This is a genomic window from Sandarakinorhabdus oryzae (genome assembly GCF_009733735.1).
Taxonomy (GTDB): domain Bacteria; phylum Pseudomonadota; class Alphaproteobacteria; order Sphingomonadales; family Sphingomonadaceae; genus Sandarakinorhabdus; species Sandarakinorhabdus oryzae.
The window spans coordinates 1-15,335 of sequence record NZ_WNJP01000061.1 but is presented as its reverse complement, the minus strand read 5'-3'; the positions used below and the strand labels follow the sequence as shown (position 1 = coordinate 15,335).

10 protein-coding genes are annotated in these 15,335 nt (G+C 66.3%); 2 read left to right on the top strand and 8 right to left on the bottom strand.

What is annotated here, in order from left to right:
* Positions 1-112: 112 nt before the first annotated feature.
* Positions 113-1,618, bottom strand: coding sequence for a tryptophan halogenase family protein (locus GJ693_RS07975; protein ID WP_156255789.1), 1,506 nt, complete (start codon positions 1,616-1,618; stop codon positions 113-115).
* Positions 1,619-1,687: 69 nt separating this feature from the next.
* Positions 1,688-4,435: a TonB-dependent receptor gene (locus tag GJ693_RS07970; RefSeq protein ID WP_156255788.1), complete on the bottom strand. Its 2,748-nt coding sequence runs from the start codon at positions 4,433-4,435 to the stop codon at positions 1,688-1,690.
* Between the two features lie 224 nt (positions 4,436-4,659).
* Here GJ693_RS07970 and GJ693_RS07965 point away from each other — a divergent pair, with 224 nt between their 5' ends.
* Complete coding sequence (locus GJ693_RS07965) at positions 4,660-5,673, top strand: LacI family DNA-binding transcriptional regulator (RefSeq protein WP_156255787.1); 1,014 nt, start codon at positions 4,660-4,662, stop codon at positions 5,671-5,673.
* On the opposite strand, the gene GJ693_RS07960 is transcribed toward GJ693_RS07965, so the two are convergent.
* Together GJ693_RS07960 and GJ693_RS07955 are read right to left on the bottom strand one after the other, a co-directional pair.
* A complete protein-coding gene (locus GJ693_RS07960; RefSeq protein ID WP_156255786.1) occupies positions 5,670-7,196 on the bottom strand; it encodes a tryptophan halogenase family protein in 1,527 nt (508 codons plus the stop codon). The genes GJ693_RS07965 and GJ693_RS07960 overlap by 4 nt on opposite strands.
* Positions 7,197-7,277: 81 nt before the next feature.
* Positions 7,278-8,873 (bottom strand): sodium:solute symporter, encoded by a 1,596-nt coding sequence (locus GJ693_RS07955; RefSeq protein WP_156255785.1) that lies wholly within the window; start codon positions 8,871-8,873, stop codon positions 7,278-7,280.
* Between the two features lie 124 nt (positions 8,874-8,997).
* Here GJ693_RS07955 and GJ693_RS07950 point away from each other — a divergent pair, with 124 nt between their 5' ends.
* Entirely contained in the window at positions 8,998-10,320 is a 1,323-nt protein-coding gene (locus tag GJ693_RS07950; protein WP_156255784.1) for a flavin-containing monooxygenase, read from the top strand.
* Here the strand turns inward: GJ693_RS07950 and GJ693_RS07945 are convergent.
* The 4 genes from GJ693_RS07945 to typA form a co-directional block, all read right to left on the bottom strand.
* On the bottom strand, positions 10,280-11,683 hold the full coding sequence (locus GJ693_RS07945; RefSeq protein WP_156255783.1) for an MATE family efflux transporter: 1,404 nt from the start codon (positions 11,681-11,683) through the stop codon (positions 10,280-10,282). The two genes, GJ693_RS07950 and GJ693_RS07945, sit on opposite strands and share 41 nt — an antisense overlap.
* Before the next feature lie 73 nt (positions 11,684-11,756).
* Positions 11,757-12,290: a hypothetical protein gene (locus GJ693_RS07940; RefSeq protein ID WP_156255782.1), complete on the bottom strand. Its 534-nt coding sequence runs from the start codon at positions 12,288-12,290 to the stop codon at positions 11,757-11,759.
* 65 nt (positions 12,291-12,355) lie between these two features.
* Positions 12,356-12,952, bottom strand: coding sequence for a GTP cyclohydrolase I FolE (gene folE / locus GJ693_RS07935; protein WP_235902739.1), 597 nt, complete (start codon positions 12,950-12,952; stop codon positions 12,356-12,358).
* Positions 12,953-13,153: 201 nt separating this feature from the next.
* On the bottom strand, positions 13,154-14,989 hold the full coding sequence (typA, locus tag GJ693_RS07930) for a translational GTPase TypA (RefSeq protein ID WP_156255780.1): 1,836 nt from the start codon (positions 14,987-14,989) through the stop codon (positions 13,154-13,156).
* Positions 14,990-15,335: the final 346 nt, after the last annotated feature.

Here is a 15,335-nt window from a genome sequence, read left to right as displayed (position 1 = left end):
CGCGCGCGCACGGCCGCCAGGGTGGCGGCATCAGGAACAGGCGCGGGCGCGGCCGCAGCCGCCAGCGCGGAGGTTGCGGCCAGCACGGCGAACACAGCAGCAGCGACACGCATCAGGCGGCCTTTCGCGGGGCAGGGCAGTGGCGGGCGAGGAAGTCGGCATGGCTGGGCATGGCGGCGACCGCGCCGCTGATGGCACGATCGATCAGGCCAAGGAAGCCACCCAGATCGTCGGCCGACAATCCGTCAGCCAGCGGATGGTGTGTGGCGGGGCTGAGGCCCTGGCCGATCATCACCTGGCTCCAGGCCAGTTCGGTGAACAACTCGTCGTGGTCGCGGCGGATGCGGCCGGTGGCGGCAAACAGCGCCATGCGCTCGGCGAGTTCCACGGGCACCTTCATATCGGCGGCGATGCGCCAGAACGGCCAGTCCTGCCGCTGGTTGGCCTTGTAATGGAGGATGATGAAGTCGCGGATCCATTCCATCTCGCGCGCCGCCTCGCGGTTGGCCTCGGCGGCCAGCACCGCCATCTGCGCAGCATCACCCGGCAACAGCTTCAACAGCCGCGCGATGGCGGACTGGATGAGATGGATGGAGGTGGACTCAAGCGGTTCGAGGAAGCCGGCCGACAGCCCGACGGCAAAGCAGTTGCCGATCCACACCTTGTCCCGCCGCCCGGCCTGGAATCGCAGCGTGCGCGGCTCGGCGAGTGGCTCACCATCCAGATTGGCCATCAGGATGGCGGTGGCCTCGTCCTCACTCATGTGGGCCGAGGCAAAGACATGGCCATTGCCGATGCGATGCTGCAGCGGGATGCGCCACTGCCAGCCAGCGGGCCGGGCCGTGGAGCGGGTGTAGGGAGTGAAATCGCCGGTGTTTGCGCATGGGACGGCGACGGCGCGGTCGCAGGGCAGCCAATGCGACCAGTCGTGCCAGCCACTGCCCAACGCCTCGCCGATCAGCAGGCTGCGAAAGCCGCTGCAATCGACGAACAGGTCACCGGCGATCCGGCTTCCATCGTCCAGCACAAGCGCGGTGATCGTCTCGCCCGCACGCTCCACCCGGGCGATGCGGCCTTCCACCCGAACCACGCCTTTGGCCTCGGCGCGGCGGCGCAGAAAGGCAGCATAGAGCCCGGCATCGAAATGATAGGCCCACACCAGGGGCGGCAGCGTTGCATCGCCGGCAAAGCGGTCGAAGCGATTGGCGCGTGCGGCGCGCTCGTTCAGGCTGTAGTGGCCATAGTCGCGGGCCTGACCGGCCGCGCGCGCCGCGGCCCACCAGTGGTTAAACGGCACCAGGCCCAGCCCGCGGCCGACCTCGCCGAAATTGTGGAGATAGCGCTGGCCGGGCTGGAACCAGTCGACGAACTCGATGCCCAGCTTGAAGCTGCCTTGCGTGGCGCCGAGAAATTCATTCTCGTCGATGCCGAGCCCGGCGTTGAACAGCCGGATCTGCGGGATGGTGGCTTCGCCCACGCCCACCGTGCCGATCGCATCGGATTCGACCAGCGTGATCCGCCAGCCAGCCTCCAGGAAGCGCGCGGCGGCCGCTGCTGTCATCCAGCCGGCGGTGCCGCCACCGGCGATGACAAGCTGACGGGTGGGGGCAGGGGACATGAAACAGGCTCCGCCAGAATGCTGGCCGGCGGCAGGATGGTCCTGCCGCCGGCCGCCTTCAAGGCAGCATCAGTAGCGCCAGTTGACGCCGACCAGGAAACGACGACCGTAACGCTGGTAATCGATGATCCGGTCAGGCGCGCCGTCGTAGGTCTTGAACGGCGCGTTGGTGAGGTTCTGGCCCTGCGCCAGCAGGGTCAAGCCCTTCAGGCTGCCCGACTGGATCTCATAGCTGAGCTGCGAGTCGATGATGGTTTCACCGGCAGCCCGGCGGCGCGTGTTGCCACCGCCGAAGCCGCGCAGCTCACCCAGGTACGACGAGCGCGAGCGCATCGAGACGCGGGCTGAGAAGCCGCCCTTTTCATAATAGCCGGTCAGGTTGGTGACCCAACGCGAATAGCCGGGCAGATCATCGGGGCTGGCACCCGGCGACGGGGCGACCTTGCTCTTGGTCCAGGCAGCAGAGCCGTTGAGGCCGAAGCCATCGAGCGCCGGGGTGAGAAGGCTGAACGGCAGCTGGCCAGACAGTTCGGCGCCATAGAGTTGACCGCCGTTGCCGTTGATCCACTGGGTGACGAAGCCCTGGCGGGTCGCCGGTTCCGGCACGCCGGCCGGCAGCGGGAAGCCGGTGAAATCGAACGGCTGGGCAAATTCATAGATATAGCTCTTCAGGTCCTTGTAGAACCCGGCCAGCGCGACATAGCCCTTGCCGCCGATATATTTTTCCACCGACAGGTCGATGGCATTGGCGCGCCAAGGCCGCAGCTGCGGATTGCCACCGCTGCCACTCCACGGCGTGACATTGCCACTGACGTTGGTGTTGAAATTATAGTTCACGGCCGCGCGCATGTCGTCGAGACGCGGACGGGCGAGCTGGCGGGCAACACCCAGGCGCACCACCCAGTCCTCCGGCAGGCGCAGCGACAGGTTGGCCGAGGGCAGCACGTCGGTATATTTGGCGCCAATGGTGCGCACGGCCGAGGTCACGCCGGAGTTGGCGTTGCCCTGCGAGACAAGCGCCGTCGAACTCTGGTCGACATTGACCACCTGCACACCAAAGTTGCCGGTCAGCTTGGCAGTGCCGATATCGGCATTGATCTTGCCCATCAGCCAGCCGGTGATCACCTGCTCGCGCACCGTCCAGCCCTTGGTGTTCACATCGGCATTGGGGTTGCGCACGAAATTGTAAACACCGCTGTTGAGCAGGGCGATCGGATCGTAGCTGACCATCGGGCCGAGGCCGAGATAGGTCAGGTTGGTCGGTGCCAGGCGCAACGCAGTCGGGATCGGCACGCTGGTCAAGCCATCGGTGTTGCCCTTGAGGCCCAGGAAATATTCATCCGGGGCCAGGTTCTTTTCGCGATGGGTATAGTTGACGCCGGCCTGGATGGCGCTGATCGGGCCATCGAGCTTGCGCTCGACCTGGCCGCGGAAGGCATAGAGCTCATCCTTGATCTTGCGGTCGTTGTAATAACCATCCTGGCCGTTGATGATCGCTTGGCCGCCGGGGTTGGGCACGTCGCCGCCCCAGCCCTGCGGGCTGGTCAGCTGGATCAGGTTGTAGTCACCATAGTTGAGCGTCGGGCGGAAAATGGCGCCCTTGTCGGTCATGGTGAAACCCAGGTTGTCGGTGGCGCCCAGCGCGTTGCGGCCGGTGCCGGAATAGGTTTCCAGCACCAGTTCCGACCGGTCGATGCGGCTGTAGCTGGCGTCGCCGATCACCTGCCAGTCATCATTCTCCCACTTCAGGTTGACGCCGCCCGAATAGAGATCGGCATCCTTCTTGTTGAGATCGTTGCGGACGACGCCCTTGACGCCATTGAAGGTGCCGCTCTGCACCAGGCCGTTTGCGGTCTGATAGCCGGGTTGCAGCTGGGCGGCGGACCATTGCAACGGCAGTTCGATGCCGCGCAGGATCTGGTCTTCCTTGAACTTGCTGTAATAGCCGTCAACCGCGATGGTCAGTTCATCGGTGGGCTTGAATTCCAGGGCGCCGGTGACGCCGGTGCGCTGCAGCCGCACACTGTCCACATAGGATTTGGAACCTCCGATAACGGCAGGTGGGCTGCCGTTGGGACCGATGTTCGGATAACCCCAGGCGTTGAAGCGCTCGGTCTGGGTTGGCGAATCAATGTGGCTGATGCCCAGCAGCACGCCCACCTTGCCGTCGGCGAACTGGTCGACATAGAGCGCCGAGCCGCGCCAGCCATATTGCTTGGAGCCGGTGTTGAGCCGGCCATTGTCGGTATATTCCCAACGGCCACCCACCGAGATCACGCGCTTGCCGTACGACAGCGGGCGGATGGTCTGCAGGTCAACCGTGCCGGAAAGACCCTGGGCGACCAGGCTGGCGTCCGGCGTCTTGTAGACCAGCACCTGGTTGATGACTTCGGCCGGATACTGGTCGAACTCCACCGAGCGATTGTCGCCATTGGTGACCTGTTCGCGGCCATTCAGGAGGGTGGACGAGAAGTCGGGCGCAAAGCCACGGATCGAGATGACCTGACTGCGGCCATTGAGGCGCTGCGTGGTCAGGCCGGGCAGGCGGGCGATGGCATCGGCGATCGAGTTGTCGGGCAGGCGGCCGATGTCTTCGGCGCTCACCGACTCGATGATGCGGTCGCTGTTCAGCTTGTTGGTCAGGGCCGCCTGCAGCGAGCGGCGGTAACCGGTGACAATGATGGTTTCCTCGGCCGGGTCGGCCTCGGCAGCGACCGGCTGCGCAGCGGCAGCGGTTTGCGCCAGCGCCGGGCCAGCGAGAAGCAGCAGCGGGCTGGCAGTGCCAACCAGAAGTGCGGAGCGAGCATTGAATCGCATGACAATCCCCCAAAAGCAAAGCCGCCCAGCCGTCGTTCGGCCCCCTCATGGGGTGCGGCAGATTGGCCTGACTGTTGTGACGGAGGGGACACAGACGGCGCAATATGGCCGCAGGGACGGACATACGTATTCACGTGTCATAAATGTCACGCTATCGTCACGCCCACAGACATGAGCGCCGGAAATCACCGGGCCGTCACCGTTGGGGAGCCTGGCCAAACGCGATGCGGCGCGTGACATCCTTTGACATTGCCGCCCTCGCCGGGGTGTCGCAGCCGACCGTTTCGCGGGCGCTGTCCGGCAATCCGTCAGTCTCGGCCGATACCCGCGCCAAGGTCTTCGCCGCCGCCGAAGCGCTCAACTACAAGGTGGACAAGAACGCCTCGAACCTGCGCCGCCAGGCCACCCGCACCCTGGCCCTGCTGTTCTTCGAGGATCCGGCACCGGGCGAAACCCAGATCAATCCCTTCTTCCTGTCGATGCTGGGTTCGATCACCCGGGCCTGTGCCAGCAACGGCTATGACCTGTTGATCAGTTTCCAGCAGCTTTCGGGCAACTGGCACATGGATTATGAGGACGCGCGCAAGGCCGATGGTCTTATCCTGCTCGGCTATGGCAATTATCTCGAATATCTGCCGCGGCTGGAGCAATTGGTGGAACAGGGCACCCACTTCGTGCGCTGGGGCAGTCTGCGCCCGGGCCAGCTCGGCTCCACCATCGGCAGCGACAATCTGGGCGGTGGGCTGGCCGCCACGCGCCACCTCATCGAACGCGGCCGCCGCCGCATCGCCTTCATCGGCACCACCACCGAAGGCGCGCCGGAGTTTCTCGATCGCAGCGAGGGCTGGCGGCTGGCGCTGGCCGAGGCTGGGCTGACCGCCGACACCGCCCTGATGCGGTCGGGCCACAGCAGCGAGGAAGATGGCTATGCCGCTGCCCGCAGCCTGATCCTGGCCGATGTGGCCTTTGATGCGATCTTCTGCGCCAGCGACCTCATCGCGCTCGGCGCCATGCGTGCGCTGGCCGATGCCGGGCGGCGCGTGCCGCAGGACGTGGCGGTGGTGGGCTTTGATGACCAGCCCGCTGCCAGCCTGACCAGCCCGCCGCTCACCACCGTCGCCCAGGATGCCCGCCATGCCGGCGAGACGCTGGTGAACACGCTGATTGCCCTGCTGCGCGGCGAGGACCTGCACCCTCCGGCGCTGCCGGTGCGGCTGGTGGTAAGGGGATCGAGCTAGGCCGCCTTTGGCGCCGCGCAGTGCCGCGCGATGAAGGCGGCATGGGTCGGCATTTCCGCCGCCGCCTCGCGCATCACCCGCGCCAACCCGCCCAGCAGGCGCGGCCCGTCCACGGTTGCGGCGCGGCTGTCCACCAGCGGGTCATAGCGTTCGGGCAGGTTGAACTGGCCGATGTGGACGGCCAGCCAGCTGGCGTTGAGGAACAGTTCCGGCCCATCGGACACCGTGCGGCCAAAGGCGCGGAAATGATCGATCTTGTGCTGCAGCGTGGCGGGGATCGCCATCGTCGCGCACTGCCGCCACAGTGGCTCATCGCGCGTGTTCAGATGATAGTGGAGGATGAGGAAATCGCGAATCCGCTCCCACTCTGTCGCCGTCACCCGGTTGAACTCGTCGCGCACCAGCGCGTCCATCGCCCTCGTTGGCCACAGCGCCAGCAGTCGCATGATCCCTGATTGCACCAAGTGCAGCGAAGTCGATTCCAGCGGCTCCATGAAGCCCGCCGCCAGTCCGATGGCGACGACATTGTGGGTCCAGGCCTGGGCACGCCGGCCGGTGGTGAACTTCAGGAGGCGCGGATCGGCCAGCGCCGGCCCGTCGAGATTGGCCATCAGGATGGACGCCGCCTCGTCCTCGCCCATGAAGGCCGAGGAAAACACATGGCCATTGCCGATGCGGTGCTGCAATGGGATGCGCCATTGCCAGCCGGCCGCGTGCGCGGTGGAGCGGGTGTAGGGTGTGAAGCTGTCGCCATCCGTGCCATTGGCATGGCCACACGGCACCGCCAGCGCCCGGTCGCAGGGCAGCCAGTGGGTCCAGTCAATGAACGGGGTTTCCAGCGTCTCGGCGATCAGCAGCCCGCGGAAGCCGGAGCAATCGATCCAGAATTCCGCCTCCACCATGCGGTCATCGGCCAGCGTGACGCCGGTGACATGGCCGGTCTCGCCGTCGCGCGCTACAGCGGTGATGCGGCCTTCATGGCGGGTGACGCCCAGCCCCTCGGCCAGCCGGCGCAGCGCCTGGGCATAAAGGCCGGCGTCGAAATGATAGGCGTAATCGAAGGTTGATTGCACCAACCGGCGGTCAGTGGCGGGCGGCGCGAAGCGGCTGGCCCTCGCTGCCACCCAGGCCATGGAATAGTCATCCAGCGGCGTCAGGTCGCCCGCGGCGCGCTGCTTCAGCCACCAATGGTGCATGGGCACGCTGTCGAAATCAGCGCCATAGGTGCCGAACGGGTGGAAATAGCGGTGCCCGGCCTGGCCCCAGCCGACAAACTCGATGCCCAGCTTGAAGCTGCCCTGCGTCGCCTGCACGAACGCGGCCTCGTTCAGGCCCAGCATCTGGTTGAACAGCTTGATCGGCGGGATGGTGGCCTCGCCGACGCCAACCGTGCCGATCTCTTCGGATTCGACCAATTCGATCGCTACCCCGGCCGGCAGGGTGCGCGCCAGGGCGGCCGCTGTCATCCAGCCGGCGGAGCCGCCGCCGACAATGCAGACGCGCCGCACATTGTCGTCTCTCATGCCCGCCCCTCCTGTCGCGCTGCCGCCCAGCATGATGTGGCCGGTGTTCGGCGGCAAGCGCGCATCACCCTCATCTGCCGATCAGGCAAAGCGCCACACGATCACGGCGGTGGCAATCAACAGGGTGATGGCCTGATAACGATAATTGGCCCACGCCGGGGTGTGCGCCAGTTCGCGGGTTTCGGCATCGAAAAAGCCGCGATTCCACAACAGGCCCGCGGTCTTTTCGGGCGGCGGCGGCGGCGCGGTGAGCGAGCCGACCACCATCGCCAGCGCCGAACCTAGGAGCAGGATCGGCGCCACGTGCAGGAAGTGGATCTTCAGGCTGCCGGTGACGTTGATGGCCAGGAACAGGCCGATGCCCATCGCCAGCCCGGCCCCGATCGCCCAACTGGCCCCGCGCGCGTTGGCCCGCGGCCAGAACAGGCCGATCAGGAACACGGCGACGATGGGCGGCGCGGTATAGCTGAGCGCCCCTTGCAGATATTGCCACACGCTGCCGAAGCGTTCGATCTGCGGTGCGACGACGACGGCGATGAGCAGGAAAACCAGCGTTGCCAGCCGGCCGGTCAGCACCAGTTTCTTGCCGTCCAGATCCGGGTTCCAGTGGCGGGCAAAGTCCATGGTGAACAGGGTGGCGGCCGAGTTGAAGGTGGAGGCGGTGGCCGACATGATCGCCGCCAGGAAGCCCGCCACCACCAGGCCCAGAAGGCCGTTGGGGAGCAGATCGAACATCAAGGTGGGATAGACGAGATCGGGCGTCTTCAGCGCCGGATAGAGCAGGATGGCGCAGGTGCCGGGCAGCACCATCAGCCACAGCACCGGCAGCTTCAACAGGCCCGCGAAGAGACTGCCCCAGCGGCCGTGATCGATGTTGCGGGCCGACAGCACGCGCTGCACCATGAACTGGTTGGTGCACCAGAAATAGAATCCCAGGATCGGCACGCCGGTGAGAAGGCCGGTCCACGGCACGGACGGATCATCGATCGGGCGGATCAGTGACAATTTATACGCCGGCACGGTGGCGATGATGCGATCCCAGCCCCCCACTGCATCAAACGCCGCGAACGACAGCACCACCGCGGCACCGAGCAGAATCACCGCCTGCAGCACTTCGGTGTACAGCACCGCCTTCAGCCCGCCGACGATGGTGTAGATGCCGGCCAACACCGCCAGCGCCACGATCATCTGCCACAGCGGCACGCCGGGGAAGATGAGGGAAAGCATCAGCGCGCCGCCATAGAGGGTGGCGGCCTTGTCCACGAACACGCTCAGGAAGATGGTGAGGCCGGAGAAATAGGCGCGCGTGCCCCGGCTGAAGCGGCGCTCGAGGAATTCCGGCATCGTGTAGACCTGGGCGCGCAGGATGAACGGCAGGAAGAAGATGCAGAAGAAGACCAGGATGACGCTGGCCATCCATTCATAATTGTAGACGGCGATCCCGTTGGCATAGGCCGCACCGGCCAGCCCGATCAGCGTGGCCGACGAGATGTTGGAGGCCAGCAGCGACAGGCCGATCACCGGCCACGAACTGTCGCGGCTGGCCAGGAAGAAATCGGTGCCGCTGGCCTGCCGCCGCCCGGCCCACAGGCCAAGGCCGATCACAACAAGGGCATAAAGGCTGATCACCGCCCAATCGACGCCGGCCAAGCCGCGCGCGAACACATCACCTGCCATGATCGCCCATCCCCTTTTTTGCTGAGGTGCCATGCACGCGCGAGGCCGGCAATGGCGCCGGCCGAGGTATTCGTATGCAAAGCGAGAGGTGGCAGCGCGGCGGCGGGGCCGTAGGATGCAGCGCATGAGCCTGCTTCCCGTTGCCCTGATCGGTGCCGGCTGTTCCGGCTTCACCACGGCCAAGCGCCTGCGCGATGAGAGCATCGCGTTCGACTGGTTCGAGGCCTCTGACAGGATCGGCGGCAACTGGGCCTACAACAACCCCAACGGCATGAGCAGCGCCTACCAGTCGCTGCACATCGACACTTCGAAATGGCGGCTGCAGTTCGAGGAATTTCCGGTGCCGGCGGACTGGCCGGATTTCCCGCACCACAGCCTGATCGCCCAATATTTCAACGACTATGTCGATCACTTCGGGTTGCGGGGACTGATCCAGTTCGACACGCCGGTGACCGAGGTGGCGCGGCGGGCCGATGGCAACTGGGATGTGACGACGAAGAAGGGCACGAACGCCTACCGCGCCGTCGTGGTGGCCAATGGCCATCACTGGAGCCCGAACCGCCCGGTGTGGGAGGGCTCGTTCAACGGCCAGATCATCCACGCCCATGATTATCGCACCCCGTTCGAGCCGCTCAACCTCATCGGCAAGCGGGTGATGGTGGTGGGGCTGGGCAACAGCGCCGTCGATATCGCCTCGGAACTGGGCCAGCGCAGCATCACGGAAAAATGCTTCGTCTCCACACGGCGCGGGGTGTGGGTGCTGCCCAAATATTTCAACGGCATCCCCGCCGACAAGCAGGCAGCGCCGCCGTGGCTGCCGCTCCCAATCGCGCGCTGGATCGGCCGCCGCAAGGTGAAGAGCCTGGTGGGCAACATGGAGGATTATGGCCTGCCCACCCCCGATCACGAACCGCTCGACGCCCACCCGACGGTGAGCGGCGAGTTCCTGACCCGGGTGGGCAGCGGTGACATCACGGTGAAGCCGGCCATCGCCAGGCTGGACGGCGACGGGGTGATCTTCACCGATGGCAGCCGCGAGCTGCTGGACGCGATCATTTGCGCAACGGGCTACAACATCGATGTCCCGTTCCTGTCGCCGGACGACGCGAAGGTGACCGACAACCATATCCCGCTCTACAAGCGCATGGTGCAGGCCGATCCGGCGCTGCATGGCCTGTGGTTCATGGGCCTGGCGCAGACGCTGCCGACGCTGGTCAACCTCGCCGAGCAACAGTCAAAGCTGCTCGTCGCCTGGCTGTCGGGCCGCTACGCCCTGCCATCACCCGATGAAATGGCTGCCACCATCATCGCCGAGGAAAAACGCTACCAGGGCCATTATTACGCCAGCCGCCGCCACACCATGCAGGTGAATTTCGAGCCCTATGTGGCCGATCTTGCGGCTGAAATCAGGCGGGGGGCGAAGCGGGTGGTGCGGCAGGCGGCGTGAGCGCCAAAGACAGCGGACGCCGGCCCAGAGCCACGAACCGCCCCCACAGCAGCGCAGCCGACAGCGCGCTGGCCAGGATGATCGCCCAGATCAGGCCATCGACACCGCCGCCGCCGTGCACGCCCCACCACCAGGCCAAGGGCATCATCACCACCACGTAGGACACGAGGTGCGTCGCCGTTGGCATCACGATGTCGGACCGGGCGCGCAGCGACTGCGCCGCCACCACCTGCAGGCCATCGGCAACGAAGAACAGGCTGGAGAGCACCATGGCGCTGGCAATGCCGGCAATCACCGCGGCATCGCGCGAATAGGCATGGGCAATCGCGTCGGGAAACAGCCACACGCCCAGCGACACCAGCATCAGCACGACCGTGGTGACACCAAAGCCCTGGCCGGCCGATTGCAGCATCGCCTGCCGGTCGCGCGCGCCATAGGCCCGGCCGACCAGCACGCTGGTCGCCACCGACAGCCCCAGCGGCACCATGAAGATCAGCGCCGCTACGTTGATCACCACCGCCCACACCGCCACGGCGCTGGCACCGATCCAGCCGGCAAAGATCGCCATCGCCGAAAAGGCCAGGCTCTCGATGAAATAGCTCGCCGCCCCGCCATAGCCGACCCGGCGCATGGCCCGGAACGCCGCCGGATCGCGCGGAGCCGGCGACAGCACGCCCAGTTCGCGCGCGCGGCGCCAGCCCAGGATCACCCAGGCCAGCACCACCAGCAGGAAGGCGCGGCTGGCAAAGGTCGCCCAGGCGCTGGCCGCGGCGCCTTCGACACCCAGCATGTTGCCGCCGGGCACCAGCCACAGGTTGACGGCCAGATTGACGATATTGGCCAGCCACATGGCGATGGTGCCAGGCAGGGCGCGGCCATGGGCTTCCAGCCAGAACAGGCCGGCATCAGCGACAATGATCGGGATCAGCGAGACCGCCTGCACCTGCAGCACGGGCGTGGCGCCTGTCGCCAGCCCCGGCGCCAGCTGGAAGGCCTGCAGCATGGGCCCGCCGGCCAGCGCCAGAAATACTGCCGCCGCAACCGCGATCCACAACGCATAGGCGAGGCCCCGGCGCAGGATTGCACCGGTATCGGCCTCGCGGCCTTCACCGATCGCCTGGCTGGTCATCACCTGCACGCCCGACAGCAGGCCGAGCGCGGTGGTCAGCACCACGCCCGTGACGGCCCAGCCGAGCGCGTGATAACCCAGCTCGGTCGCCGAATGCCGGCCCACCACCACCGTATCGACCAGCCCCATCGCCATGATGCCCAGACGCGACGCGACAACCGGCGCTGCCAGAGTCAGCAGCGCCGACAGGCCGTGGCCCGTTGTTTCGTCAGTCGTGGCCGGTGCGGCCGTCATCGGGCGATGCCCCCAGTTGAAAAAGCCGCCCCGAATACAGGCGGCGGGGGATTCGGGCAAATGGTCCCGGTGGTTACTTCGCCGGCGCCGGCGGTGGCGGCACCAGCTTGCACCCGCGCGCCTTCATCGCGCCCTTGATGTAGCTGCGCCGCAACTGCCCGGCGAGTCGCGCCGCCGCGGCATGGCGGGCGGCCCTGTTGGCGCCCGTCAGCTCGCGGATGATGCCCTGGCCGGGGATCAGGCTGCCGGTGATGCCCTCCGCCGTATCCAGCACCTTCTCGGCCGGGGTCCGGCCCTTGGCGTCGGCCAGTGCCGGGTCATCGACATCGGGGCCAACCAGCATGGTCATGCGGTTCGCTTCGGTGTTGAGCGCCCGGCAGGTGCGCAGCGCCCGGATGTCATAGGGATTGGCCATGATTTCGGCCAGGTCAGGCGCGATCTTCGGCCTCATCAGGTTGAGATCGCGCAGCGGGCGCGTCGCGGCCCGGCCGAGGGAATCGCCGGCGTTGCCCTTGTCCGGCGTCACCACTACGTCCGCGCCGGTCGCGGCTTGTGGCGCCGGCGGTTCCTGGGCGGCCAGCAGCAGCAAGGCAATTGCGCTGATCATGGCCGTAAGCTGGCCCTGTCAGCGCACGGCCGCAAGCCTCGCCAAACCCCTATGACAGGGCCGGGTCAGCCTTTTCCCATCAAGCGCAGCACTTCTGAACGGCTGCTGTTGTCGTCACGGAACACGCCCATCATGCGGCTGGTGGTCATCACCACGCCGGGCGTCATCACCCCGCGCGCGCTCATGCAGGCGTGCGTTGCCTCGATCACCACCGCCACGCCGACGGGATCGAGATGCTGCTGGATGCAGTCCGCCACTTCGGCAGTCAGCCGTTCCTGCACCTGCAGGCGGCGGGCATAGCCGTGCAGCACGCGCGCCAGCTTGGAGATGCCGACCACCCGGCTGCGCGGCAGATAGGCGATGTGGCCCTTGCCGATGATCGGCGCCATGTGGTGCTCACAGTGCGACTGGAACGGGATGTCGCGCAGGATGACGATCTCGTCATAGCCGCCCACTTCGGCAAAGGTGCGCGACAGGTGCAGGCCGGGATCCTCGGCATAGCCCTTGGTATACTCGCGCCAGGCCTTGGCGACGCGCTTGGGCGTGTCGAGCAGGCCTTCGCGGGTGGGGTCGTCGCCGGTCCAGCGAATCAGCGTGCGGATCGCGTCTTCGGCTTCGGCCTGCGGGATCGTGACGAAATCCGCTGGCGCCGGGGCATCCATCGGGGCATCATCGTCATAAATGGCAGTCATCGTGGGAAACTCCAGCTCGAGGACTGCGCCGGTCGGGCGTAAGCCTGGCCCGCTGCGGCCAATGGGGACAATGGGATAGCGGGCCTAGGCGCATCCGCCCCGGCCCACAATTGTTCCATTGTCGCAGCAGCGACTGCACGTCGCTGTTGCGAGACACCAGTGAATTCGCCGTCAGCCTGCGGCGCGCGCCCGGCTGGCGCGCTTGCGCTCGTGCGGATCGAGGTGGATCTTGCGCAGGCGGATGTGGTTGGGCGTCACCTCCACCAGCTCATCCTCGTCGATGTAGGCGATCGCCTGTTCCAGCGTCAGCTTCTTGGGCGGGCTGAGCACGATGGCATCATCCTTGCCGCTGGCGCGGAAGTTGGTCAGCTGTTTGGATTTCAGCGGGTTGACCTCGAGATCTTCCTCACGCGCGTTCTCGCCGATGATCATGCCCTGATACACCGCCTCGCCCGGCGCGATCATCAGCGTGCCGCGCGGCTGCAGGTAACCCAGCGCATAGGCGACGGCCTCGCCATTGTCGGTGGAGATCAGCACGCCGTTGAGGCGGCCCGAAATCGCGCCCTTGAAGGGGCCATATTTCTCGAACAGGCGGTTCATGATGCCGGTGCCGCGCGTGTCCGACAGGAATTCGCCATGATAGCCGATCAGGCCGCGCGACGGGGCGGAGAAGGTGAGGCGGGTCTTGCCGCCGCCGCTGGGCCGCATGTCGGTCATCTCGGCCTTGCGCTGGGCCATCTTCTCGACAACCGTGCCGCTGAACTGCTCGTCCACGTCGATGACGACGGTTTCATAGGGCTCGGTGCGCTTGCCGTCGGCATCGGTGCCGAAGATCACGCGCGGCCGGCTGATCGACAACTCGAAGCCCTCGCGGCGCATCGTCTCGATCAGCACGCCCAGCTGCAGTTCGCCACGACCGGCCACCTCAAACGCATCCTTCGACGGCAGTTCGGTGATGCGGATAGCGACATTGCCTTCGGCTTCGCGGGCCAGCCGGTCCGCGATCATGCGGCTGGTGACCTTGCTGCCATCCTTGCCGGCATAGGGGCTGTCATTCACGCTGAAGGTCATCGACAGGGTGGGCGGATCGATCGGCTGGGCGGCCAGCGCCTCGGTCACGCTCTGCTCGGCGATGGTGTCGGCCACTGTGGCCTTGGTCAGGCCGGCCAGGGCGATGATGTCGCCGGCCACGGCTTCTTCAACGGCGACGCGTTCCAGGCCGCGGAAGGCAAAGATCTTCGAGGCGCGGCCGATTTCGGCGACCTTGTTGTCGGGGTTGAGCGCGTGGATCGGGCTGTTGACCTTCAGCGTGCCCGACATGATGCGGCCGGTGAGGATGCGGCCAAGGAAATTGTCGCGGTCCAGCAGCGAGACCAGCATGCGGAACGGCGCTTCCGGATCACCGCTGGGCGGCGGCACATGATCGACGATCTTCTGGAACAGCGGCTTCAGGTCGCCCGAGCGCACATCGTCGGTCGGCCCGGCATAACCGCCGCGGCCGGAGGCGTAGAGCACCGGGAAATCGAGCTGGTCGTCGTTGGCTTCCAGCGTCACGAACAAATCGAACACCTCGTCCAGCACTTCGCTGGCGCGCGCATCCGGGCGGTCGATCTTGTTGACGACGACAATCGGCCGCAGGCCGAGCGCCAGCGCCTTGCCGCAGACGAACTTGGTCTGCGGCATCGGGCCTTCGGCGGCATCGACAAGCAGGATGACGCCATCGACCATCGACAGGATACGCTCCACCTCGCCGCCGAAATCGGCGTGGCCGGGCGTGTCGACTATGTTGATGTGATAGGATTCGCCGCTCGCGCTTGGCCACTCGATGCTGGTGCACTTGGCCAGGATGGTGATCCCGCGTTCCTTTTCCAGGTCGTTGGAATCCATGGCGCGTTCGGCCACCCGCTGGTTATCGCGGAAGGTGCCGGACTGGCGGAACAGCTGGTCGACCAGCGTGGTCTTGCCATGGTCGACGTGCGCGATGATCGCGATGTTGCGGGTGGACATGCGGGGGTTCCGATTGACGGGGAGAGGGTAGCGGCACCGGCAGGCACCGGTTGATCGGCTGCGCCCATAGTCCAAGGGCGACGTTTCGGCAAGCTTGTGGCCCGGCTTTGCGCTGCACTGCGGCACAGCGGCGGGACCCCGTGGTGGATGTGGCCGATTGACTTGGCCGGCGGGACTGGGCCAAGTCACCAAAGAAACGGGCCCGGAAAACGGAGGGGTCGTCCAGATGGCCGAAGACGAGACAGGCAATGCTGCAACACCGGAGCTGGCGGGCCGCCGCCTGACGGTGGGCGCGCTGCTGGCCGAAGCCCGTGCGGCCGCCGGCCGCGAGCTGGCCGACCTGGCG

Excerpts from the sequence above, each read along its gene's own strand:
- GJ693_RS07950 (WP_156255784.1), top strand. The coding sequence starts at position 8,998 with ATGAGCCTGCTTCCCGTTGCCCTGATCGGTGCCGGCTGTTCCGGCTTC.
- GJ693_RS07970 (WP_156255788.1), bottom strand. The coding sequence starts at position 4,435 with ATGCGATTCAATGCTCGCTCCGCACTTCTGGTTGGCACTGCCAGCCCG.
- GJ693_RS07965 (WP_156255787.1), top strand. The coding sequence starts at position 4,660 with ATGCGGCGCGTGACATCCTTTGACATTGCCGCCCTCGCCGGGGTGTCG.
- GJ693_RS07960 (WP_156255786.1), bottom strand. The coding sequence starts at position 7,196 with ATGAGAGACGACAATGTGCGGCGCGTCTGCATTGTCGGCGGCGGCTCC.
- typA (WP_156255780.1), bottom strand. The coding sequence starts at position 14,989 with ATGTCCACCCGCAACATCGCGATCATCGCGCACGTCGACCATGGCAAG.
- GJ693_RS07975 (WP_156255789.1), bottom strand. The coding sequence starts at position 1,618 with ATGTCCCCTGCCCCCACCCGTCAGCTTGTCATCGCCGGTGGCGGCACC.
- GJ693_RS07955 (WP_156255785.1), bottom strand. The coding sequence starts at position 8,873 with ATGGCAGGTGATGTGTTCGCGCGCGGCTTGGCCGGCGTCGATTGGGCG.
- GJ693_RS07945 (WP_156255783.1), bottom strand. The coding sequence starts at position 11,683 with ATGACGGCCGCACCGGCCACGACTGACGAAACAACGGGCCACGGCCTG.
- GJ693_RS07940 (WP_156255782.1), bottom strand. The coding sequence starts at position 12,290 with ATGATCAGCGCAATTGCCTTGCTGCTGCTGGCCGCCCAGGAACCGCCG.
- folE (WP_235902739.1), bottom strand. The coding sequence starts at position 12,952 with ATGGATGCCCCGGCGCCAGCGGATTTCGTCACGATCCCGCAGGCCGAA.